The following is a 25,041-nucleotide window of genomic DNA, read 5'->3' as shown; positions in this document are numbered from 1 at the left end:
AATGAATCAAGAATTTATTGAAGCATTGAGAGAAATTGTAGACCAAAAGGGAATTAGCGAGGATTTACTTTTTGAAACTATAGAAGATGCGTTAGTTGCAGCGTATAAGAAAAATTTTGCTACGCTATCAAATAATAGTCAAGATGTAAAAGTAACAATGAACAGAGAAACAGGAGAAATACATGTCTATGGTCAAAAGACGGTTGTAGAAGAAGTTGTTGAGGAAGCTAGTGAAATGTCCTTAGAAGAAGCTAAAGAGTACAGTCATAAATATCAAATAGATGATATTGTTGATATTGAAGTTACTCCAAGAAAATTTGGAAGAATAGCTGCGCAAGCTGCAAAGCAAGTAGTTATTCAAAGAATTAAAGAAGCTGAAAGAAATATAATATACAATGAATTTATAACCAAAGAGTTTGATATTATTACAGGAAGTGTAATAAGAAAAGACAGAGGCAATGTATTTATAGATTTAGGTAAAATTGAGGCTGTACTTGGAGCTAATGAACAAATGCCAGGTGAAGAATATAATTTTAATGAAAAATTAAAATTGTATATTGTTGAAGTTAAAAACACTACTAAAGGTGCTCAAGTTGGAGTGTCAAGAACTCATCCAGGCCTTGTAAAACGATTATTTGAATTAGAAGTACCAGAAGTTTTTGGCGGGGTTGTCGAGATTAAGAGTATTTCGAGAGAAGCTGGCTCAAGAACTAAAATTGCAGTATACTCAAATGATGAAAATGTTGATGCTATGGGAGCTTGCGTAGGACCTAAGGGTGTTCGCGTTCAAAGCATAGTTAATGAATTAAGAAATGAGAAAATTGACATCATCAAATGGAGCAAGAAAGCTGAAGAATATATTTCAAATGCTTTAAGTCCTGCAAAGGTATTAAATGTAGTAGTTGAGGAAGTTTCTAAATCTGCAAAGGTCATAGTGGAAGATAATCAATTATCTTTAGCTATTGGAAAAGAAGGCCAAAATGTTAGATTAGCAGCAAGATTAACTGGTTGGAAAATAGATATAAAAAGTAGAACACAAGCTCAATACAACATGGATATAAATGAAATAGAGGTAAATGAAGTAGTTAAAAGTGAAGCAGATGAAAGTGAAGTAATTGATAGTCAAGTAGTTAAAGATCAATCAACGCAAGAGCAAGTAATTGAAACCATTACACAGGAGTAGGTGATAGTTTTATGAAAGTTAAAAAAATACCTCAGCGTATGTGTACAGGGTGTATGGAAATGAAACCCAAGAAAGAACTATTGCGCATAGTCCATAGTAAAGAAGGCGAAATCTCTATAGATTTAATAGGGAAAAAACCAGGTAGAGGTGCATATGTTTGCATGAACATAGAATGTTTTGAAAAATCTTATAAGACAAAAAGGTTAGAGCGAAATTTAGGTGGCAAAATAAGCGAAGAAATTTATGCAAAGCTAAAGGATGAGATAAATCATGAATAATAAATTTTTTCAATTTTTGGGTTTAACTAAAAAGGCAGGTAAACTTATTGAAGGTTACAATCAGTGTGAAGATGCACTATCACATGGTAGAGGAACCCTTATAATTTTATCTGAGGAAAGCGCTGTAAATACTAAAGATAAGTTTAAAAGATTGTCTATTAAAAATGTTATACCACTTATTGAAGGTGTTTCAAATGAAACGCTAGGTAAATGTTTAGGTAGACCAGAAATTAATGTTTTATGCGTAAATGATAAAAAAATGACGAATAAGCTATTAAGCTTATGGAATGAAAACATTGAATAAATTAAATTTCGGGGGTGAATGATTTGGCAAAAGTCAGAATATATGAATTAGCTAAAGAATTAGAAGTGTCAAGTAAAGAATTAATTAATGTACTATTCGAAGAGTTTAGTATAAAGGCCAAAAATCATATGAGTGTGATTGAGGAAGAGGACGCTGAATTAATTAAGGAACTTTATAGTGACGAAAATTCAGGACTTAAGGATAATAAAAATGAAACAGTAGAACACTATGAAAACTTAGCTAACGAAGATGCTAATAAAGTTGTCATAAGAAAAAGAGGTAGAAAAGGTCGCGATGAATTAGGAAGTGGCAACAATGCTGTTGAACCAATCGATGACGAAGTTGTAGTAATCGAAAGTACTATTACAGTTAAAGATTTGGCTGATACGTTAAAAAGACCTTATGTTGAAGTAATAAAACAACTTATTTTCATAGGAGTTATGGCTGGAATGAATCAAGAAATAGATTTTGCAACAGCTGAAAAAGTAATAGAAAAATATGGTGCACTTGCTGTACTAAAAGACCTTGAAGAAGGAAAAATTGCTGATGATGAAGATATTGAGGAAAATGACGCTGAATTAGGTACTGATAAAAAACCAGCAGTTGTTACAGTTATGGGTCATGTTGATCACGGCAAGACATCATTACTTGATTGTATTAGAAAATCTAAGGTTACAGAAACAGAAGCTGGCGGAATAACACAACATATAGGTGCATATACCGTTAATATTAATGGTGAAAAAATAACATTTTTAGATACACCTGGTCATGAAGCTTTTACAGCAATGAGGGCGCGTGGTGCTCAAATAACAGATATAGTTATTTTAGTAGTTGCGGCTGATGATGGTATTATGCCACAAACTGAAGAAGCTATAAATCACTGTAAGGCTGCTAATGTACCAATGATAGTAGCTATAAATAAGATAGATAGACCAGGAGCTAATATAGATAAAGTTAAACAAGAACTAACAGAACATGGACTTGTAGCAGAAGATTGGGGTGGAGACACAATTTGTGTTCCAGTATCAGCTCATACTAAGGAAGGTATTGATACTTTACTTGAAATGATACTAATTACTGCAGAAATGTTGGAGCTTAAAGCAAATACTAAAAGACATGCAAAAGGAACTGTAATAGAAGGAAAACTTGATAAAGGTCGCGGACCACTTGCTACATTACTTGTACAAAATGGTACACTTCACACTGGTGATTCTATAATAGTTGGATCAACTTACGGAAGAATAAGAGCAATGTTTGATGATAAGGGTAAAAAAATAAAGACAGCAGGACCATCTATACCAGTAGAAATACTTGGATTATCTGATGTACCATCAGCTGGAGATAGATTTAATGTAATTAAAGATGAGAAAACTGCAAGAAATATGGCTGAGGCTAGAAAAACAAATCTAAGAGAAGAACATTTTCAAGCTAGTAATAGAGTTTCTATGGAAAACTTATATAACCAAATACAAGAAGGATCTGTTAAAGAACTTGGCGTAATTGTTAAAGCAGACGTTCAGGGATCTGTAGAAGCTGTAAGACAATCACTTGAAAAATTATCTACTGATAATGTTAAAGTAAGAGTTATACATTCTGGAGTTGGAGCTATAACAGAAACTGATGTTGTACTTGCGGCTGCATCAAATGCAATAATTATAGGGTTTAATGTAAGACCTGATAATAATGCTGCAATAGTTGGAGAAAAAGAAAAAGTAGAAATTAAAACATATAGAATAATTTATGATGCTCTTGATGATATAAAATTAGCAATGCTTGGAATGCTAGATCCTGTATATAAAGAAGTTGTTTTAGGAAGAGTTGAAATAAGACAAATATATAAAGTTTCAAATGTAGGTACAATAGCAGGGTCTTATGTATTGACTGGTAAAATTACTAGAAATAGTAGCGTAAGAGTTCTTAGAAATGGAATAGTTATAACTGAATCAACTTTAGCTTCATTAAAGAGATTTAAAGATGATGCAAAAGAAGTTGCTGCTGGATTTGAATGTGGATTAAGTGTAGAGAAATTCAATGACCTTAAAGAAGGAGACATCATTGAAGCATTCATAATGGAAGAAATAAAACCAAAACTAGTATAAGATAAGGAGTAGTGGGTTGTATGGTTAGTTATAGAAATGGTAGAATAAATGAAGAAATAAAAAAAGATGTAAGCAATACAATTCAAAACAAAATAAAAGATCCTAGATTAAGTGCTATGGTTAGTGTAACAAAAGTAGATACAACAAAAGACTTAAGTTATACAAAGATCTATGTTAGTATATTTGGAAATGAAATTGAAAAAAAAGAAACAATTCAAGCACTTAAAAGTTCAACTGGTCTTATAAGAAAAGAAATAGGGATGCATGTTAAGTTAAGACATGTTCCTCAGGTTATTATAGAACTAGATGAAACCATAGAACGGGCAATACATTTAGAAAATATTTTCCATCAAATAAAGGCAAAAGATAAGGATGAACATGAAAAAAAGATTGAAGAAGAAACAAAGATTGAGGATGAAATAAAAAGTGAAGATAGTAATGAAGAATAATGATATTAACGATATCATTAACAAGATAAAAATGGTGTTAAAGTAAGTTTTGATAATACTAAAGTTAAATTAATGGAAATTTTAGAAAAAGAGTTGATGAAATGAATGGTATATTAAATGTATTCAAACCTACAGGAATTACTTCTTTTGATGTAGTGCGTTTAATAAGAAAAATCAGTAAAGTGAAAAAAGTAGGCCACGCTGGCACTCTAGACCCTGAAGCTAGCGGGGTCTTACCTGTTTGTATAGGAAAAGCAACAAAGGCTATAGACTATATAATGGGTGACTTTAAAATTTACGAAACTGAATTAAAATTGGGCGTTATTACAGATACTTATGATAGAGAGGGGAAAATTCTAAAAGAAAGTGAAGTTAATTCAGGCGTAGATGAAATTACGCTAGCTATTAATTCATTTATAGGAGAGATAAAGCAAGTCCCACCTATGTACTCAGCTCTAAAGATTAACGGAAAAAAACTTTATGAGTTAGCGAGGGCTGGAATAGAAGTAGAGAGGCAGCCGAGACCTATAACGATTTATGACATAAATATTACGGACATTAAATTACCTTATATAAAATTCACGGTAAAATGTTCTAAAGGTACATACATTAGAAGTCTGTGTTATGATATTGGGGAAAAATTAAAATGTGGTGGCATGATGTGGAATCTACAAAGAACGGCTACAGGTCAATTTCATATTGATAATGCTATAAATGTTAATGAATTAAATGAAGAAAATATAAACAAATATATTATGCCTATAGAAACTATTTTTAGTGCGAATGCTAGAATTACCATAGAGGATAGATTTGTTAAGTTCTTATTAAATGGTGTTATAGTAAAGGATAAGGCACTAATTTGTAAGTTTGAATCTGGCATTATGTATAGTATATATAATAATGATAATGATTTTATTGGAATTGCGGACAAAAGTGATGATGGTGTTAGGTTAATAAAATCATTTATATAGGAGTATATTAAAATGTTAATTATAGAAGATAATTTTAAAACTAATCTTAAATATCAAACTTTTATTGCACTCGGAAGTTTTGATGGACTACATTTGGGACATATGCACCTTATAAATAAAACAGTAGAATTATCAAAAGCAAATAATGCTAAAAGTATGATCTGTACTTTTAAAAATCATCCATTGTCTGTTATAAATAAAGAAATTTGCCCAAAGCTTATAATGGGTAATGATACTAAAATAAAATTACTGGAAGACACAGGTATAGATATAGTTAATTTAGCTAATTTTGATAAAGATTTTATGAAGATAACTCCTGAAGAATTTATAAGCAATATGGTTAAGTGCTATAATGTTAAGGGAATAATTGTTGGTTTTAATTATAGATTTGGTTATAAGAATTTAGGTGATGTAGAAATGCTTAAGGCATATAGCACAATACTTGGATATAATCTATATGTTTGTGATGCAATTAGTGTCAATGATGAAATTGTCAGCAGTTCAAAAATCCGTCATCTAATTGCTGAGGGTAATATTGTTAAAGCAAATGAACTTTTAGGACGTCCACATACTATTACTGGGAAAGTGATTACTGGTAAACAACTTGGTAGAACTATTGGTTTTCCAACTGTAAATTTAAATTATAATAAGGAATATATTCTTCCAAAGGGAGGGGTATATTATACTATAATTGAATATGATAATTATCTTTATAAAGCTATAACCAATATAGGATACAATCCTACTGTAGAAGGTGGTAAATTATCAGTAGAAACACATATTTTAGATTTTAACAAGCAAATTTACAGTGAGATAGTTAAAATAAACTTTATAAACAGAATAAGAGATGAAGTTAAATTTAATACTGTAGAGGAACTAAAACAGCAGCTTGTAAAAGATAAGGAATATGCTTATAATCAAAAAATAGAATAATAAACGTAAAGATGTAAAAATTAATTTACAATTTAATCTTAGTTTGTTATAATTGATTTGAACCTTATGCTAAGTTAGCCGAATCACCAACGGTATACTTGGAATATGGGGATTTTATTCGGAGGTGTTGTAAAATGACAAAGACTACAAAACAAGAAATAATGGTAAAACATGCAAGACATGAAGGAGATACAGGTTCTCCAGAAGTACAAATTGCACTTTTAACTGAAAGAATTACAGAGTTAAATGAGCATTTAAAAGTTCATAAAAAAGATAACCATTCAAGAAGAGGTCTATTAATGATGGTTGGTCAAAGAAAAGGTATGTTAGGTTACTTAAAGAACAAAGATATTGAAAGATATCGTGCAATTCTAGCAGAACTCGGACTAAGAAAATAATTCAGAGCGGCTTAGCCGCTCTATTATTTTAGGTTAGGGCAAAATATATACGATTAGCTACCAATATTTACACAAATATTGGTAATTTAAATTGAGGGGAGGCAAATATATGATTCATACTATAGAAACGATTGTAGCAGGTAGAAAGCTTAAAGTTGAATATGGTAAGGTTGGAATGTTATCAGACTGTGCAATTTTTATGAGTTATGGTGAGACAGTAGTTTTAGTTAATACAAATGCTTCAGAAAAACCTAGGGACGGTATCGACTTCTTTCCATTAAGTGTAGAATATGAAGAAAAACTTTATGCTGTTGGTAAAATTCCTGGTGGCTTCATAAAAAGAGAAGCAAGACCATCAGAAAGAGCAATTTTAACTGCAAGAGGTATAGATAGGCCTCTAAGACCACTATTTCCTAAAGGTTATAAAAATGATGTTCAAATTGTTTGTACAGTACTATCAGTTGAACAAGATAATTCACCTGAAATACTTGCTATGAATGGGGCGTCACTAGCATTATGTATATCAAGTATACCTTTTACTGATGCTGTCGCAACGGTTTCAGTTGGTTTAGTAGATGGTAAATTCATATTAAGCCCAACAGCAGACGAGAGAAAAGTAAGTGTTATGAAGCTTACAGTTTGTGCTACAAAAGACAATGTAACAATGATAGAAGCTAGTGGAGACGAAATAGCTGAAGATGTAATGATAGCTGCAATCGACTTTGCTTTTGAAGCATGTAAAAAAATAGTAGCTTTCCAAGAAGAAGCTATAGCTAAATTTGGAAAGAAAAAAAATATTCCTGAGTTTAATAAAATAGATGAAACTCTCGAAAGTGAAGTTAGAAAATTCTCATTTGATATGGTGAAGACAGCAATGTACATAATGGATAAAGATGAGAGAAACGTAATGGTTGATCAAATTAAAGCAAAAATAAGCGCTGAATTTGATGAAAAGTATGCTGATAAAAAATCAGATATAGGCGAAATTTTCTATAATATTCAAAAAGAAATAGTTAGAAATATGATGTTAAATGAAAATAGAAGACCTGATGGAAGAGCTTTTGATGAAGTTAGACCAATAAGTTGTGAGGTAGGTATACTTCCAAGAACTCATGGAACGGGTCTTTTTACAAGAGGACTTACTCAAGTTATGGGAGTTGCGACACTTGGAGCATTAAAGGAAGCACAGATACTAGACGGAATAAGTGATGAAGATACTAAAAGATATATGCATCATTATAATTTTCCAGCTTATAGCGTAGGAGAAACTAAACCAATGCGTGGACCTGGAAGACGAGAAATCGGACATGGTGCTTTAGCTGAAAAAGCAGTAGAACCACTTTTGCCATCTGTAGAAGAATTTCCATATGCGATTCGTGTGGTATCAGAAGTATTAAGTTCTAATGGTTCAACATCTCAAGCAAGCGTAAGTGCAAGTATTTTGGCACTATTAGATGCTGGAGTTCCAATTAAGAGACCTGCAGCTGGAATTGCAATGGGACTAATTACAAATGATGATTTATCTAAAGAAAAAGTTATAACTGATATTCAGGGTATAGAAGATTTCTTTGGCGATATGGACTTTAAAGTAGCTGGAACTGTTAATGGTATTACAGCTATACAAGTTGATACAAAACTTCATGGATTATCTAATTACTGCATTAAAACTGCAATTATAGATGCTAAAAAAGCTAGACTTCATATAATTGGAAAAATGAATGAATGTATAGCAGCTCCAAGAAGTGAAATGTCAAAGTATGCTCCTAGAATGTATGTACTAAATGTTGCACCTGACAAGATTAGGGATGTAATAGGTAAAGGTGGAGCAACTATAAAGAAAATTATAGCGGAAACTGGTGTTAAAATAGATACTAGTGATGATGGAAAAATTGTAATTATGTCTAACGATGGCGTGAGTGCAAATAAAGCAGTGGAAATAATTGAACAGTTAACTAAATCTGTTAAAGTTGGAGAAATATATTTAGGAAAAGTAACTAAAATTGCTGCTTTTGGAGCATTTGTTGAAATTTTACCTAACAAAGAAGGATTAGTTCATATTTCTAAACTTGATTTTGAGAGAGTTAATAAAGTAGAAGATATTGTATCAGTTGGCGATGAAATATTAGTAAAAGTAATGGAAATAGATAATCAGGGAAGAGTAAATCTTTCAAGAAGAGATGCTATGAAAGATAGCGAAAATGAAAAAAAAGAGAATGAAAAAAAATTGAATGAATAATAATAGAGGGGCTTAGGTGCCTTTTTATTTTTTTTAAATAAAAAATACTAATATGCACATAATAAATATAAAATCTCACTAAGGAGAGGCGCATATGTATAATTTGATTAAGTTAGATAATGGTTTAAGAATTGCAGTTGAAAATATTGAATATGTGAATTCTGTAAGTGTAGGCTTATGGGTGGAAAATGGCTCTAGAAATGAAAATACAGTTAACAGTGGAATATCACATTTCATTGAACATATGCTTTTTAAAGGAACGACAGTTAGAACTGCAAAACAAATTGCTGAAACCATTGAAGATGTCGGTGGTCAAATAAATGCATTTACAAGTAGGGAAGCTACATGTTTTTATATAAAAGCATTAGACACTCACCTTGATTTATCATTAGATATTATTTCGGATATGTTGTTTAACAGTACCTTTTGTGAAGAAGATATTGAAAAGGAAAAAGGTGTAATTGTTGAGGAAATAAATATGAGCGAGGATTCACCAGAAGATGTTTTAGCTGACCTGCATACAAAAGCAATTTGGGAATCAGACTCTATTTCGCTACCAATTTTAGGAACAATTGCTACTGTAAATTCTTTTAATAGAAAAATGATAGTAGATTATATAGATTCGTATTATATACCAGAAAATTCAGTAATATCTATTTCTGGTAAATTTAATATGGAAAATATAGAAAAACTTGTTGAAAAATATTTTGGTAAGTGGCGCTATAAAAATAAACAGATTACTAAATATAGTAGCCCAAAAATATTTAATAACCATTATTTTAGAAAAAAAGATATTGAACAACTTCATATAAGTTTAGGAATTCCGGGTGTAGGTCTTGGAGAAGATGATATTTATACATTAATATTATTAAGCAATATACTTGGTGGTGGAGCGTCATCATTATTATTCCAAAAGGTTCGTGAAGATTTAGGGGTATGTTATTCGATTTATTGTTATATATCAGCATTTAAAAATACAGGAGTTGTAAGCATTTATGCTGGGCTTAATCCAAAATATGCACAAGTTGCTATTGATGTTATAAAAGAAGAAGTTAGTAACTTTGCGAAACTAGGAATCACTAATGAAAAATTAAGTAAAGCTAAAGAACAGTTAAAGGGTAGTTATATTTTAGGACTTGAAAGCACAAGTAGTAGAATGTTTAGCAACGGAAAATCGGCTCTGTTTATGGACAAAATAAATACACCTGAAGAAATATTACAAAAAATAGATGAAATAGATATGATAAGAGTAAATGCTGTAATGGAAAAGACCTTCAAAATAGGTATAATAAATTCGTCATATGTAGGAAGAGAAAATGAAATGCTTAAAAAGGTTTTTGATGGTAATGTTATTTCTATGGACAAGTGAATTATTTGATAAAATATAAAAATAAGGCATATCTCCTTAATATAATCCATAGTATTTTATGAGAAGTGTTAAGGAGATGTTTATATGGAAGACAATGTAAAACTGTATAGTGAAATGGAAAGATATGAAATCATAAATATTAATGATGGTGATAAATATAGCAACCTAGGTAGTAATGATGTAGTTATTGATGAGAATGGCTTTTTAAAATTTTTAATTATAAATGATGGCAGTTCTAAGTTCAGCTTTTTTCGAAATAACGATATTATTGAAGTTCCTTGGGAATATGTTAAAAAAATCGGATCTAGAACTATAATTATTGATGTTGATAATGAATTATTAAAAAAATCTCATGTTTAACGATATTTCAGAAGTTGTTAATATTGCAGTTTAAATAAATGATTATTCCAGGAGGTCAAAAATGAAGATATTAGTTCAAAAGTTTGGCGGTACATCTGTTTCAACTAAGGAAAAAAGAAAGCTTGTAGCAAGCAAAGTAATAAATGCAAAGGCTAAGGGGTATTTTCCCGTGGTAGTGGTATCTGCTATGGGAAGGAAAGGCGAGCCTTATGCTACCGATACACTGTTATCACAAATAGACGATGATTTTAAAGGTGCAAATCCATTAGCAATAGATTTGCTAATGAGTTGTGGTGAAATTATAAGCACTGTAATAATGTGTAATGAATTAAATAATAATAAAGTTGATGCTGTGCCTTTAAATGGAGGACAAGCAGGTATAATTACAGATAGTAGTTATACAAATGCTGAGATACTTAATGTAGATACAAAAAGGATATTAAGTATTCTGAAAAACGGAAAGGTTCCTGTAGTTGCAGGATTTCAAGGTATGGATGACAAGGGCTATGTTACGACCATTGGGAGAGGTGGAAGTGATGTTACAGCAGCACTACTTGGCGCAGCGCTTAACGCAGTAGAGGTCCGAATATACACTGATGTAGATGGAATTATGACAGCGGATCCAAGGATAGTTTCTGAGGCAACTTTAATAAAAAAAATAAGTTATGATGAAATATTTCAATTTGCGGATCAAGGAGCAAAGGTTATACACCCAAGAGCAGTCGAGATATGTAAAAAAAATAATATACCACTCGTAATAAAAAATACTATGAACGAGTGCGACGGAACTGTAATTTCAAATTTTGAAAGTGAAGATGATAATAATATAATTACAGGAATTACACATATGAATAATAGGGTTCAAATAAAAGTAACTAAAAATTCAGGTTCTAGCTATGATGATCTTTTTGATATTCTAGCTGAAAACTTTATAAGTATAGATCTTATAAACGTTTTTCCTAAAGAGAAAATATTTACTATTGATGAAAAAGACTTTACTAAATTTACTAATTTAATAAAAAAACTTAATATATCTTATTCTTTTGTGAGGGATTGTAGTAAGCTTGCAATTATTGGTTCAAAAATGAGAGGTATACCTGGTGTTATGGCGAGAATACTCAAGGCGTTAACAAAACAAAAAATTGAAGTATTACAAACAGCGGATTCTCATATGACAATATGGTGTCTTGTAGAAACAAAAGATGCCCCAAAAGCTATTATCGCACTACATAGAGAATTTAAATTAGGTTAAAAAATGTATATAGTTTCTCTTAATGCACAAAATAAAGTGAATTAGGAGGAATGCAAATGTTAAAAACTCAAAAAAACAATGAAGATAAAAATAATGATCAGGTAGAAAGTATCAAAGAACTTGGAACAACTAATGTTGCAACTCAGGATGATAGAATTCAAGTTTTACCAATTATTGGGCAAATAGAAGGACATATGATGTTATCTCCTCAAACAAAGGCTACTAAGTATGAACATGTTATTCCAGAACTTATTGCTATGGAGAGAGATGAAAAAGTAAAAGGTATTCTTATAGTCCTAAATACTGTAGGAGGAGATGTAGAAGCAGGACTTGCAATAGCAGAGATGATTCGCAGCGTAAGTAAGCCAACAGTGTCACTTGTAGTCGGTGGAGGGCATTCAATAGGCATACCACTAGCAACAGCTGCTGGGTACTCATTTATTTCTCCATCTGCAACTATGATAATTCATCCTATAAGAATGAATGGTTTAATCATAGGAGTACCTCAAACTTTTGAGTATTTTAATAAAATGCAAGAGAGAATCACAGAATTTATTATTAGAACCTCAAAGATTGACAAGGAAACGGTAAATAGATTAATGCTTCGAACTGATGAGCTTTTAAATGATATGGGTACTATACTTATAGGAAAACAAGCAGTGGATAATGGACTAATAGATGAAGTTGGTGGAATAAGTGAAGCTTTATCAAAATTAAATGAAATGATAGATAAAGCATAAAAACAGATATAAATAGGTCTAAATGACCTATTTATATCTGTTTTTATTGACTGTTTACTATAACCATTAGATTCTAATGGTAATTCTTATAGAAGTAGTTTAAAATACATTTATAAATCTATTTAAAGTTAAAGGGGATTTATAATGTTTGTAGAAATAATAAAGATAGAACTAATAAAAATTGAGGTGATACTTTGGCCAGAAAAAAGACTAAATCTAAAGGATCTAAGATTGTAGATAGTGATAGTGAAATTTTTGGAATTGTATTAATAACAATAGGCATATTAATGTTATTAAGCATATTCTCAACTATATTTTCAAATTCTAATTCAATATCAGGTATGATTGGTAATTTTATTAATCATCTACTTTTTGCGACTTTGGGGTTAGGTGCATATCTTTCTCCGTTTTTGATATTATTTATAGGTTTTTGTGATATTGTTAAGAAAGGTAAGATAAATTTTAGTAAAAAGTTTTATGGAATAATGCTTACTATAATGAACACATTGCTATTTATACAAATGTTAACTTTGGATGAGTACTATGTTAAAAAAGATTTTTTGCTTGGGATAAATAAAATATATAAATCATCAAGTGTTTTACATGGGGGTATTATTAGTTATTCCATTGATGTACCAATGTACACATTATTTGGTGATGTTGGAAGTTATATAATTTTTATTGCAATTTATGTAATTTGCTTAATTATAATATTAAACGTATCGCTAAATGATGTATTTATGTATTTTAAGGAAAGATTTATGACTAAAAGAGATACTAATAAAAACGATAGTAAGGAGCTATATATAGAAAATAATGATAGTCAAGAAGAGTTAGCGGTTTCAAGTGAAGGAAAAAACAAATTTATTAAAGATATTAGCAACAAAATTAAAATAATTGATTTTATAAAATCAAATGATATTGAAACGGAAGGGCAAGTACCAAATGAAGATGAAGCTTCTAATATTAATAAGAGTGATAATACAAGGGGAACAAAAGTAAAGCACATAGATAATTCTATAAAGCAAGAGCTTGAACAAGAAATTCAATTAAATAGTGTGCAAATAAAGCCTAACTATAAATATGAATATCCTACGTTAGAGTTATTAAATGAAAATATTACTTCTAAAATGAATAAAAATGATAAAAAAGAATTACTTAATAATGCGAATAAATTGCAAGAGACATTAAGCAGCTTTGGAGTTGAGGCAAAAGTTATTCAAGTTACCAAAGGACCTTCAGTGACAAGGTTCGAGCTTCAGCCAAATGCTGGGGTTAAGGTGAGCAAGATTGTGAATTTAGCAGATGATATTGCATTGAATTTAGCTTCGTCGGGTGTAAGAATTGAAGCACCAATACCCGGTAAGGCAGCTGTAGGAATTGAAGTGCCAAATAAAGAGTTAAGTGCAGTGTACTTAAGAGAAGTAATAGAGTCTAATGAATTTTTAGAAACAAACAAAAATTTGTCTTTTAGTTTAGGAAAAGACATAGGTGGTAATTGTGTTGTTTCAGACTTAACAAAAATGCCCCATTTATTAGTAGCGGGGGCTACGGGCTCCGGAAAGAGTGTTTGTATAAATTCATTAATAATAAGTTTACTTTATAAATATTCCCCAGAGGAGGTTAAGTTATTACTAATTGACCCTAAGGTTGTTGAATTAAATATTTATAATGGAATCCCCCATTTATTAATACCAGTTGTAACAGATCCAAAAAAATCAGCAGGTGCTTTAAATTGGGCTGTGAATGAAATGACAAGAAGATATAAGAGTTTTGCCGAAAATAATGTGCGAAGTATTGAGGGATATAATGAATTAGTTAATAAAGGCATTCTTGATGAAAAATTACCATGGATTGTTATAATAATTGATGAGTTAGCGGATTTAATGACGGTTTGTGCAAATGATGTAGAAGAGTATATTGGTAGGCTCGCACAGATGGCAAGGGCGGCAGGTATGCATTTAGTAATTGCTACGCAAAGGCCTTCAGTCGATGTTATTACAGGAGTTATAAAGGCTAATATACCTTCAAGAATATCATTTGCAGTTTCAAGTCAAATAGATTCAAGAACAATTTTAGATTCCTCTGGTGCAGAAAAATTACTTGGTAAAGGAGATATGCTTTTTTATCCGTCTGGAGAGGCTAAACCAATTAGAATACAAGGAGCTTTTGTATCAGAAGAAGAAGTTGAGCGAGTTGTTAATTTTATAAAAGATCAGAAGACAGAAGTGAATTATGAAAAAGAAATAATAGATGAAATAGAAAGTAGTTCGGTAAAGAAAGATGATAATGACGGCATTGACGAATTATTAAATGAAGCAATTAGAATAGTTGTTGAAAATGGTCAAGCATCCACTTCCTTATTGCAACGTAAGCTAAAAATAGGTTATAATAGAGCAGCAAGAATTATAGAACAAATGGAGGAACGTAGGATTATATCTGGTAGAAATGGAAGTAAACCTAGGGAAATATTGGTAAGTAATGCTGAGCTTAAAAATTAATAAAACAAATTTTTGTAAGAATAATTGTAAATACCCTTGTTTAATTTGTAAATCACATTTACAATAATTTATGTATACAAATATAGAAGGATAATAGGTTAATAGTTATTATCTGTTTTAAGAACTAAACAATGAGAAGAAAAGTTAATAAATGGGATTTACCCGCAGAGACAAACAAGGAGGCTGACTGATGGAAAAATTGAAAGTTGGAGTTATAAATCTAGGTTGTGATAAAAATAGAATTGATAGTGAGATTATAATAGGTAGTTTAAGTGAAAGATATAATATGACAAATGATCCTAAACTAGCAGATATAATTTTAGTAAATACATGTGGATTCATAGAATCTTCAAAACAAGAGTCAATAGACACTATTTTAGAAATGTCTGAATATAAGGAAAAGTATAAGTGCACAGTATTAATTGCAACGGGGTGCTTAACTCAACGCTATGGATCAGAGCTGCTTGAACTTATGCCAGAACTTGATATTATGCTCGGAGTTAACGATTATAATAAGTTATTAAGTAGTATAGAAGAGGTGCTTTTAAAAAAAATTAAAGTACAATATTGTAGTTATAGTGATGAAAATATCAATGAAGGACAAAGAGTATTAACTACAGAAACCTATTCTGCTTATGTTAGAATTTCAGAAGGGTGTGATAATGCTTGTACATATTGCGCAATACCAAATATTAGAGGAAAATATAGAAGTAGAAAGATGGAAAATATAATACAAGAGGTAAAGGAATTAAGTGAACATGGATGTAAAGAAATTATATTGGTAGCTCAAGATACAACCAGATATGGAATTGACCTTTATGGTAAAAAGAACTTACACACACTGATTAGAAAAATTTCTCAGATAAGCACAATTGAATGGATTAGAGTACTTTATTGTTATGCAGAAGAAATCACAGATGAAATAATTAATGAAATAGCTTTAAATGATAAAGTTTGCAAATATGTAGATATACCAATCCAACATATAAGTGATGATATTCTTAAATTAATGAAAAGAAAAGGCAGAAAAAGCATTATAACAGAAAATATAGATAAGATGAGAAAGAATATTAATGGATTAGTACTTAGAACTACTCTAATTGTAGGATTTCCAGGAGAAACCCAGGAAAATTTTGAAGAATTAAAACAATTTATTAAAGAAACCAAGTTTGATAAGCTGGGGGTTTTTCAGTACTCTAAGGAAGAGGGGACTGAAGCCTGCGAAATGGAAAATCAAATTTCAGAGGAAATAAAAGTTAAGCGTGAAGAAGAATTAATGATCATGCAACAAAGCATATCAAAAGAAATTAATAATAAAAAAATAGGAAAGATTTATAAAGTTTTGGTAGAAGGTTTTAATGGTGAAACTTATTATGGTAGAAATTATGAAATGGCACCAGAAGTAGATGGTAATATTTTCTTCGAATCTGATAAAGTTTATGATAAGGGAGAATTTGTTAAAGTGAAAGTTACTAAGGCTTTAGAATATGATTTAATAGGAGTTGTGTGCTATGAATCTTGCGAATAGACTTACGATGATACGGATTTTTTTAGTACCTATATTTTTACTTTTTATAGCAGCTAAAGGTATACCTTATGGAAGAGAACTTGCTACAATTATTTTTATTGTAGCTTCTCTTACTGATAAATTGGATGGGTATATAGCAAGGAGTAGAAACCAAATAACTAATTTTGGAAAGTTTATGGACCCACTAGCCGATAAGTTATTAGTAACTGCGGCGCTTGTATCGTTAGTTGAACTTCATATAGTGTATGGGTGGGTAGCTATGATTATAATTGCTAGAGAATTTGCAGTTTCAGGTCTTAGAACAATAGCTGCGTCAGAAGGAAAAGTGATTGCAGCTAGTAAGTGGGGAAAACTAAAAACCGTTATTCAAATAGTAGCTATAATAACAGCTCTGATAAATTTATCTTATGTGAATAATACATTAAATATATTTACTGATGTTTTCATGGGTGCGGCAGTAATTATTACAATAATATCAGGTGTTGATTATTTTGTAAAAAATAAAGGTACAATTAGGGTTGATAAGTGATTAAATTATTAAAGATTGTTAATAATAAAAATAAGCACTTACTATAGTGTTACAAAATTGGAAATATTATATTATAATGCATGTTGACCATGTAAAATAAATAGTGTATACTTACAATGGAACAAACGTTCGTTAATAAAGGATGGTGAGCCCAAAGGGGAAATTTATGAATAATGAAAAATTAAAAGCATTAGAAATTGCTATGGGTCAAATAGAAAAACAATTTGGAAAAGGGTCTGTAATGAAACTCGGAGCAAATAGTAAGTTAAATATAGAGGCCATTTCTACCGGCTGTTTAGGACTTGATATAGGACTTGGTATAGGTGGAGTACCTAGAGGAAGAATGATTGAAGTTTTTGGACCAGAATCTTCAGGTAAAACTACAGTTGCACTCCATATAGTTGCAGAAGCTCAAAAAAATGGTGGAACAGCTGCATTTATAGATGCAGAGAATGCATTAGATCCTGAATATGCTAAGGCTCTAGGAATAGATATAGAAAATTTAATAGTTTCACAACCAGATACTGGTGAACAGGCTTTAGAAATCACAGAGGCGTTAGTGCGCTCTGGAGCTATTGATGTAATTGTTGTGGATTCAGTAGCGGCATTAGTACCTAAAGCTGAAATTGAAGGCGAGATGGGAGACTCTCATATAGGACTCCAAGCAAGACTTATGTCTCAAGCTTTAAGAAAACTTGCAGGTTCAATAAATAAGTCTCAATGTGTTCTTGTATTTATAAATCAGTTAAGAGAAAAAGTTGGAGTAATGTTTGGTAGCCCAGAAGTAACTCCTGGTGGTCGAGCGCTTAAATTTTATGCATCTGTTAGAATAGATATTAGAAAAATAGATACAATTAAGCAAGGTGACGAATTTATGGGTAATAGAACAAGAATAAAAATAGTTAAAAATAAAGTAGCTCCTCCATTTAAGAAAGTTGAATTTGATATTATGTATGGTCACGGAATATCTCGTGAGGGTGATGTCCTAGATATAGGTGTTGCAGAAGAAATTGTACAAAAAAGCGGGGCATGGTTTTCCTATGGAGATATACGTCTTGGACAAGGAAGAGAAAATTCAAAACAATATTTTGCCGAGAATCCCCTTGTTATGCTAGAAATAGAAAACAAAATAAGAACAAAACACAATTTGCCATTATACAATAACCCAGAAATCAATAAAAAAGAAGTTACTAAAAAGGAAGCTAGTAAGAAGGAAGCATAAAGCAAGTTTATACTTGCTTTTTTCTTTAATTAATTATTAATTATTTGTTTATTAATTTTATATAATTTTAGTTAAATTTATAAGTAATACATATAACTAAAGAATATTAGTATAGTACTGGATATATAACGATAAATAGATTATTTAATTCTTATAATCTTGACATTAATTGAAAAGTAATATAAAATAAATACAAATACTGGTTTGCATATTTTAATTGCTACCAACTAAATAAATATAGCACCTTTTCTAGCTTTCATATTTACTCTTAAATAGATTTGAAATAAGCAAGGGAGGTGTTGATAATCGATGAATACTAAAGGTTTACCAATTTTCATAGTAGTTTGTGCTATTTTGATTGTTGTTTCTGTAGTTGTTTTTGTTGTAATTTATACTAGAAAAAATAAATCTCAAGCAAATATTTCTGAGGCTGAAAAAGAAGCTAAAAAAATTCTTGAGGATAGCGCGAAAGAAGCTGAGACAAGAAAGAAAGAAGCTATTTTAGAGGCGAAGGAAGAAGTTCACAGACTTAGAACTGATTTAGAAAAAGAATCAAGAGAAAGACGTAATGAAGTTCAAAGGTTAGAAAGAAGAAATATCCAAAGAGAAGAATCTTTAGATAAAAAAGGTGATGTGCTAGAGAGAAAAGAAGAAAATCTTAATAAAAAGCAACAAGAAATTGAGACTGTAGAAACAAGTGTACAAGATTTATACACAAAACAAAGGGGAGAATTAGAAAGACTATCAGGATTAACATCTGATGAAGCAAAACAAGTATTGTTAGAAGAAATAAAGAAAGAAATTAAACACGATGCTGCAATTATGATAAAAGAAATTGAAACTAAAGCTAAAGAAGAAGCAGATAAAAGGGCAAGAGAAATTATTACTTATGCTATTCAAAGATGTGCGGCTGATCATGTTGCGGAAACAACAGTTCATGTGGTTTCTCTTCCAAATGATGAGATGAAGGGAAGAATAATAGGCAGAGAGGGTAGAAACATTCGAACGCTAGAAACACTTACGGGCGTAGATTTAATAATAGATGATACTCCTGAAGCAGTAATTCTTTCCGCATTTGATCCGATTAGACGAGAAGTTGCAAGAATTGCACTTGAGAAGCTAATAGTGGATGGAAGAATTCATCCTGCAAGGATTGAAGAAATGGTAGAAAAAGCTAAAAAAGAAGTTGATAGCGATATAAGAGAAGAGGGAGAACAAGCAACTTTCGAAACGGGAGTTCATGGACTTCATTCAGAAATTATTAGGCTACTTGGAAGACTAAAATACAGAACTAGTTATGGTCAGAATGTATTAAAACATTCAATAGAAGTTTCATACTTAGCGGGACTTATGGCTTCAGAACTTGGAATTGACCCAACACTTGCTAAAAGATGTGGGTTACTTCATGATATAGGTAAGGCTGTGGATCATGAAGTTGAAGGACCACATGCACTTATAGGTTCAGAAATCGCTAAAAAACATCATGAGTCGCCTATCGTAGTAAATGCTATTGCAGCGCATCATGGTGATGTTGAGTTACAATCTCTAGAGGCGATACTAGTTCAAGCGGCAGATGCTATATCAGCTGCAAGACCAGGTGCAAGAAGAGAAACTTTAGAAGCATACATTAAAAGATTAGAGAAACTAGAAGAAATTGCAAATTCTTATGAAGGTGTGGAGAAGTCATATGCTATCCAAGCTGGAAGAGAAGTCAGAATTATGATTAAACCAGATGTAATTGATGATGCTGGTGCTGTCGAAATGGCAAGAAATCTAGTTAAGAGAATTGAAAATGAACTTGAATATCCAGGGCAAATTAAGGTGAATGTTATTCGTGAAACACGAGCTATTGATTATGCGAAATAAAAACATATAATAATAAATCCTCTTGAAATCTAGAATATTTCTAAATCTTAAGAGGATTTTTTTGCGCAAAGTATCAACCGTACATTAAATAGAAAAACTTGTAATTATAAATAAATTATTCCATTTACATCATAAAAAAATAATGATATATTAGTACAATGTGAGTTATGTAGTTTATTTAAAGAAACAAAATTGTGTTAATATAAAACATACAATTAATATAGATATCGGGGGTAAAAAAAATGGTATTATCTAAAAAAGCTGGTAAAATATCAACATCTTTAACATTAGATATAACTGCGAAAGCAAAAAAAATGAAGGCTGATGGTGTTGATGTAATAGGGTTTGGTGCCGGTGAACCTGATTTTAATACACCAAAGAATATTAGAGAAGCAGCTATAAAAGCAATAAACGAAGGAATGACAAAATACACAGCGGCGTCTGGTATTATTGAACTAAAACAGGCAATAATTAAAAAACTTAAGAAAGATAACAGTTTAAATTACACAACAGATCAAATTATAGTTTCAACTGGAGCAAAACAATGCTTAGCTAATGTTTTGCAAGCTATATTAAACCCAGGAGACGAAGTTATAATTGGAGCTCCATATTGGGTTAGTTATCCAGAATTAGTTAAACTTGCGGATGGGGTACCTGTTTTTGTCGAAACAGAGGAAAGTAATAAATTTAAGTTAACAATTACAAAGCTTAATAGAGCGATAACTTCTAAATCTAAAGCAATAATATTAAATAGCCCAAATAATCCTACAGGAACAGTGTATTCAAGGGAAGAACTTATGAATATTGCTGAGTTTGCAAAAATAAATAGCTTAATAATAATATCTGATGAAATTTATGAGAAACTACTATATGCAGCAAATGATCACATTAGTATAGCAAGCCTTTCAGAAGATGCTTATTTAAGAACTATAGTAATTAATGGTCTTTCTAAGGCTTATGCTATGACAGGATGGAGAGTAGGGTATGCAGCGGGTAGTAAAGAAATCATAGCATTAATGTCAAATATACAAAGTCATACCACTTCTAACCCAAATTCAATTGCTCAATATGCATCAGTTGAAGCTTTAAGCGGTGAACAGGATGATGTGCATAGTATGATAAAACAATTTAAATTACGAAGAAATTATATGGTAAAAAGAATAAATAGTATTAATAATTTATCTTGCATAGAACCTGAAGGTGCTTTTTATGTTATGGTGAATATAAGTAATATATTGAATAAATTAATCGATGGAAAAGTGATAAAGGATTCAATTTCTTTTTCAAAGATTCTACTTGAAAAGGAAAAGGTTGCAGTTATACCGGGCATAGCATTCGGAGCAGAGAATTTTATTAGACTATCATATGCGACTTCCATGGAAAATATAAAGCAAGGACTTGATAGGATAGAAAGTTTTGTTAGTAATATTTAAAATTGATTTACATACTTATTAATGATATTATGTTGGTATGGGCTAATGTAAAGTGTTTTATATTAGTTCATACTAATAATAAGATATTGAGGTGAAGTAAATTGATAACAAAGGAAGTTATAGTTAATAATCCTAAAGGATTGCATGCTAGGCCAGCTACATTGTTAGTAAGAAAAGCAGCTTCTTTCAAGTCAGATATAGGTATAGAATTTATGGGCAAAAAAGCCAATATTAAAAGTTTGATAGGTATTTTATCATTAGGTGTTGGATCTAATGTAGCTGTAAACGTTATTGCAAATGGTGTTGATGAAAAATTAGCGTTAGAAGAAATAGTAAAATTAATCAACTCTTTAGAAGAATAATTAAGACCTATAAATTTTAAAAAGCTGCTAACGTACTGTTTGCAGCTTTTTAAAATTTATAGAAAAGTTTAAGTATTAAAGGAGAATATTTATGCAAAATGAAATTATTGGATTTAATTACAAATCAGATCTAATGTTAGATAATGAAAATTTTATAAGATATTTTCTTGAGATTAAATCTAGAAAAAGTATCTATACATCTAAAAGTTATGAACGGGATATAAAAGACTTCTTCTGTGTGAGTTCTATTTCTGATATTAGTATAGATGATATTAAAAAAGTTAATATATTACACACACAAAATTTCATTATGAAATTGATGGATAAAAATATGTCATCTGCAACTATAAATAGGAAAGTATCATCATTAAGCGCTTTGTATAAGTGGTTATTAAAGTACCAAGATAATTCTACAGGTATTCATATAATAGAATATAATCCATTTGGAAATCTCAAGGAAGAAAAACCAGTGATAAATAATAAAGAAACTGAGTTTTTAACAAAAGAAGAGTGTAAAATTTTATTAAGCAGTATAGATACATCCACTATATTAGGACATAGGAATAAAACGATATTAGTGCTTGCGTTAACTACTGCACTAAGAAAATCTGAAATTATAAATATTAAAATAAAACATGTTACTACATACACTGGTTATAATGTAGTAAAGGTGAGAAGAAAAGGCGGTAAAGAAGATATAGTAAAACTACAACAAAACGTTCTTACTATGATTAATGAGTATATTAATTTGACTAAGAGAAATAAGGTAACTAGTGGTGAGGAATATTTATTTATTGGTCATTCGACCAATGGGAAGAATAATGAAAAGTTAAATGCAAGCACTTTAAATTATATGATAAAAAAAGTGTGTAAAAATGCAGGTATAGATAAAGATTTACGGGTTCATTCTACTAGGCATACAGCAATAACACTCGCAATACTTGCAGGGGCTACGGTAGAAAAAGTTAGGGATTTTGCGGCACACAAAAATTTGGCAACTACTAATAGGTATATTCATTCAGTAGAAAAATTGAAAAATAATGCTGGAGATCTAATAGATATATTTTAATGACTTTTTAATTATTATAATGGAACTAAATATATCTACTAATAGCCATGTATAAGCAGGAAAAACATTAGGCTTCTATTTACACCTTTGACTTAGCTTTTCACTTTAAAGAAAGCGTAGATACTGTTTAAATGTGCAATAGGAGGTTAAGTATATATACGAAGGCTAAATTCGTGTAATTTAATATAAATTGAAAAAATTATAGGTAGAAGAAAATAGGAGTAGAAGAAAATATGAAAATAGGATATGCATGTATACCATTAACAATAAATGAAAGAACATCAAGAGGACTTACACTAAAGAAATTTTCAAAAGACATTTTTTTAGATGTGGTAAAACAAAATATAATAGGGTTAAAAAAAATTTTAGAAAACAATGAGAAACTTAATATAAAACTATTTAGAATAAGCTCAGATATAGTTCCACTTGGAAGTCATAGTATTAATGAAATTGAATGGTACAATTATTTCAAAAATGAATTAAATGAAATAGGCGAATTTGTAAAGAAGTGTGGTATGAGAGTTTCAATGCATCCAGGTCAATATACAGTGCTCAACGCTTTGAAAGATGATATTGTAGAAAATGCAATTAAAGATTTGGAATATCATAGTAAATTTTTAGATTCATTAGGTCTGAATTCAAGTAATAAAATAATACTTCATATAGGTGGAGGGTATGGCGATAAAAATGCAGCTGTAAACAGATTTATTGAGAATTTTAAAATATTATCATCTTCTGTTAAAAATAGACTTGTAATTGAAAATGATGGAAAAATATTTAATATTGAAGATGTTCTTTATGTGAGCAGTAAAATCGGTATACCAGTTATATTCGATAACCTTCATCATGAGTGTAACCATCAAAAAGATGAGTCTATAAAAGAAATAATGAATAAAGTAATAAAAACATGGAAAGAGAAAGATGGTAATGTAAAAGTTCATTATAGTCAGCAAAATTCACAAAAACAGGTAGGAGCACATTCAAATACTATAATGGTGAAAGCATTTTTAGAATACTATGATGAAGTAAAAGAGTTTAATCCTGATATTATGCTAGAGGTGAAAGATAAAGATGTTTCGGCTATAAAATGTAATCTCATAATTAATAACATAAATAATATAAATAAGAAAAACAATTCTACAATTATGGAAAAACAATGGGCAAAATATAAATATGTGTTGATGGAAAGAAATTATAAGTATTATAAAGAATGTAGCAAAATGGTAAAAGAAAAATGTAGTCTTAAGGAATTCTACGAGTATATGGATGAAGTAATAAATATTGATGTAGAAGATGGAAGCTTTATAAATACTGCAGAGCATGTTTGGGGGTATGTTAAAGACGATGTTACTGACAAAGAAAAAGTGCATTTTTCAAAACTTCTTTTGGATATGCAGCATAAAGAGAAGGCGAAGCTTTATTTAAGAAAACTATGTGATAGATATAATGCTGAATATATTCTTAATTCCTATTATTTTCATTACTAAAAGAACGTACGTTTGTATAGAAACTATTTTTATTGTCAATAATCTTAACACGTTATTTAATTACACAGTAAAAATAAAACTTATATTAAGTGTCGATTAATTAGCTAATGCAAATTATTAAGAAAAGAGGAGATAATTAATGAATACTGTATCGATCATTGGCAGATTAACAAGAGATTTGGAACTTAAAAGCTTTAATGAAGGAAAAGGGTTTTATACTAGATTTACATTGGCAATTAATAGGGTGCACCATAAAGATATGCAAGCAGAAGCTGATTTTATTAATATTGTCGCATGGAGTGGTTTGGCAGAAACTTTATGTAAATATTTAAAAAAAGGGAGTCGAATTGCTATAACAGGGAGACTTTCAAGTAGTAGTTATGTAGATAAAGATGGAAATAAACGATATAGTACAGAAGTTGTAGCTGAGGATTTTAAATTTTTAGATAATAAGCAGCAAATTGTATAACTT

At 30.4% G+C, this 25,041-nt stretch carries 22 protein-coding genes and 1 pseudogene; all 23 read left to right on the top strand.

The features are described from left to right. Nucleotide 1: 1 nt before the first annotated feature. The 23 genes and pseudogenes from nusA (at nucleotide 2) to KPL54_RS02935 (ending at nucleotide 25,038) form a co-directional block, all read left to right on the top strand. On the top strand, nucleotides 2–1,183 hold the full coding sequence (gene nusA, locus KPL54_RS03045; RefSeq protein ID WP_216104583.1) for a transcription termination factor NusA: 1,182 nt from the start codon (nucleotides 2–4) through the stop codon (nucleotides 1,181–1,183). An 11-nt stretch (nucleotides 1,184–1,194) separates the two neighbouring features. After that, nucleotides 1,195–1,461: an RNase P modulator RnpM gene (gene rnpM, locus KPL54_RS03040; protein WP_071613209.1), complete on the top strand. Its 267-nt coding sequence runs from the start codon at nucleotides 1,195–1,197 to the stop codon at nucleotides 1,459–1,461. Beyond that, on the top strand, nucleotides 1,451–1,765 hold the full coding sequence (locus KPL54_RS03035) for a ribosomal L7Ae/L30e/S12e/Gadd45 family protein (RefSeq protein WP_187350212.1): 315 nt from the start codon (nucleotides 1,451–1,453) through the stop codon (nucleotides 1,763–1,765). Before rnpM ends, KPL54_RS03035 begins: the two co-directional genes overlap by 11 nt. Before the next feature lie 23 nt (nucleotides 1,766–1,788). After that, nucleotides 1,789–3,864, top strand: a complete 2,076-nt coding sequence (gene infB / locus KPL54_RS03030; RefSeq protein WP_152752567.1) for a translation initiation factor IF-2 — start codon at nucleotides 1,789–1,791, stop codon at nucleotides 3,862–3,864. 20 nt (nucleotides 3,865–3,884) lie between these two features. Beyond that, nucleotides 3,885–4,244: pseudogene (gene rbfA, locus KPL54_RS03025) on the top strand (30S ribosome-binding factor RbfA); the annotation flags it as partial. Nucleotides 4,245–4,414: 170 nt separating this feature from the next. Then, nucleotides 4,415–5,284 carry a tRNA pseudouridine(55) synthase TruB gene (truB, locus tag KPL54_RS03020; RefSeq protein ID WP_216104579.1) on the top strand — a complete coding sequence of 290 codons (870 nt, stop codon included), beginning with the start codon at nucleotides 4,415–4,417 and terminating at the stop codon, nucleotides 5,282–5,284. A 12-nt stretch (nucleotides 5,285–5,296) separates the two neighbouring features. Next, on the top strand, nucleotides 5,297–6,217 hold the full coding sequence (locus tag KPL54_RS03015; protein WP_216104577.1) for a bifunctional riboflavin kinase/FAD synthetase: 921 nt from the start codon (nucleotides 5,297–5,299) through the stop codon (nucleotides 6,215–6,217). A gap of 134 nt (nucleotides 6,218–6,351) precedes the next feature. Further along, nucleotides 6,352–6,615, top strand: a complete 264-nt coding sequence (gene rpsO / locus KPL54_RS03010; protein WP_071613203.1) for a 30S ribosomal protein S15 — start codon at nucleotides 6,352–6,354, stop codon at nucleotides 6,613–6,615. A gap of 109 nt (nucleotides 6,616–6,724) precedes the next feature. Next, a complete protein-coding gene (locus tag KPL54_RS03005) occupies nucleotides 6,725–8,851 on the top strand; it encodes a polyribonucleotide nucleotidyltransferase (protein ID WP_216104576.1) in 2,127 nt (708 codons plus the stop codon). Nucleotides 8,852–8,945: 94 nt separating this feature from the next. After that, entirely contained in the window at nucleotides 8,946–10,220 is a 1,275-nt protein-coding gene (locus KPL54_RS03000; RefSeq protein WP_216104573.1) for a M16 family metallopeptidase, read from the top strand. 84 nt (nucleotides 10,221–10,304) lie between these two features. Further along, complete coding sequence (locus tag KPL54_RS02995; protein WP_216102495.1) at nucleotides 10,305–10,580, top strand: YlmC/YmxH family sporulation protein; 276 nt, start codon at nucleotides 10,305–10,307, stop codon at nucleotides 10,578–10,580. A gap of 61 nt (nucleotides 10,581–10,641) precedes the next feature. Then, nucleotides 10,642–11,832 (top strand): aspartate kinase, encoded by a 1,191-nt coding sequence (dapG, locus tag KPL54_RS02990; RefSeq protein WP_216104571.1) that lies wholly within the window; start codon nucleotides 10,642–10,644, stop codon nucleotides 11,830–11,832. A 56-nt stretch (nucleotides 11,833–11,888) separates the two neighbouring features. After that, the gene (locus KPL54_RS02985) at nucleotides 11,889–12,572 is read left to right on the top strand and encodes a ClpP family protease (RefSeq protein ID WP_375372974.1); all 684 of its coding nucleotides are present in this window, start codon (nucleotides 11,889–11,891) and stop codon (nucleotides 12,570–12,572) included. 194 nt (nucleotides 12,573–12,766) lie between these two features. Next, complete coding sequence (locus KPL54_RS02980; RefSeq protein WP_216104567.1) at nucleotides 12,767–15,073, top strand: FtsK/SpoIIIE family DNA translocase; 2,307 nt, start codon at nucleotides 12,767–12,769, stop codon at nucleotides 15,071–15,073. A gap of 190 nt (nucleotides 15,074–15,263) precedes the next feature. After that, nucleotides 15,264–16,601, top strand: coding sequence for a 30S ribosomal protein S12 methylthiotransferase RimO (gene rimO, locus KPL54_RS02975; protein WP_216104565.1), 1,338 nt, complete (start codon nucleotides 15,264–15,266; stop codon nucleotides 16,599–16,601). Beyond that, nucleotides 16,585–17,130, top strand: a complete 546-nt coding sequence (pgsA, locus tag KPL54_RS02970; RefSeq protein ID WP_216104557.1) for a CDP-diacylglycerol--glycerol-3-phosphate 3-phosphatidyltransferase — start codon at nucleotides 16,585–16,587, stop codon at nucleotides 17,128–17,130. Before rimO ends, pgsA begins: the two co-directional genes overlap by 17 nt. Nucleotides 17,131–17,296: 166 nt before the next feature. Continuing rightward, on the top strand, nucleotides 17,297–18,352 hold the full coding sequence (gene recA, locus KPL54_RS02965) for a recombinase RecA (protein ID WP_216104555.1): 1,056 nt from the start codon (nucleotides 17,297–17,299) through the stop codon (nucleotides 18,350–18,352). Between the two features lie 309 nt (nucleotides 18,353–18,661). Then, nucleotides 18,662–20,218 carry a ribonuclease Y gene (gene rny / locus KPL54_RS02960; RefSeq protein WP_216104553.1) on the top strand — a complete coding sequence of 519 codons (1,557 nt, stop codon included), beginning with the start codon at nucleotides 18,662–18,664 and terminating at the stop codon, nucleotides 20,216–20,218. A gap of 242 nt (nucleotides 20,219–20,460) precedes the next feature. Further along, nucleotides 20,461–21,651, top strand: coding sequence for a pyridoxal phosphate-dependent aminotransferase (locus KPL54_RS02955; RefSeq protein ID WP_216104545.1), 1,191 nt, complete (start codon nucleotides 20,461–20,463; stop codon nucleotides 21,649–21,651). Nucleotides 21,652–21,752: 101 nt separating this feature from the next. After that, entirely contained in the window at nucleotides 21,753–22,013 is a 261-nt protein-coding gene (locus tag KPL54_RS02950) for an HPr family phosphocarrier protein (RefSeq protein ID WP_071613191.1), read from the top strand. A 91-nt stretch (nucleotides 22,014–22,104) separates the two neighbouring features. Further along, complete coding sequence (locus KPL54_RS02945; protein ID WP_216104543.1) at nucleotides 22,105–23,082, top strand: tyrosine-type recombinase/integrase; 978 nt, start codon at nucleotides 22,105–22,107, stop codon at nucleotides 23,080–23,082. A gap of 233 nt (nucleotides 23,083–23,315) precedes the next feature. Further along, nucleotides 23,316–24,569 (top strand): UV DNA damage repair endonuclease UvsE, encoded by a 1,254-nt coding sequence (uvsE, locus tag KPL54_RS02940; RefSeq protein WP_216104541.1) that lies wholly within the window; start codon nucleotides 23,316–23,318, stop codon nucleotides 24,567–24,569. Nucleotides 24,570–24,708: 139 nt separating this feature from the next. Further along, on the top strand, nucleotides 24,709–25,038 hold the full coding sequence (locus KPL54_RS02935) for a single-stranded DNA-binding protein (protein ID WP_216104539.1): 330 nt from the start codon (nucleotides 24,709–24,711) through the stop codon (nucleotides 25,036–25,038). Nucleotides 25,039–25,041 lie beyond the last annotated feature (3 nt).

The organism is Clostridium estertheticum (assembly GCF_018861295.1).
GTDB classification, from domain to species: Bacteria; Bacillota; Clostridia; order Clostridiales; family Clostridiaceae; genus Clostridium_AD; species Clostridium_AD estertheticum_D.
The sequence above is the reverse complement of the archived record's forward strand: the minus strand, read 5'-3'. Positions and strand labels throughout refer to the sequence as shown.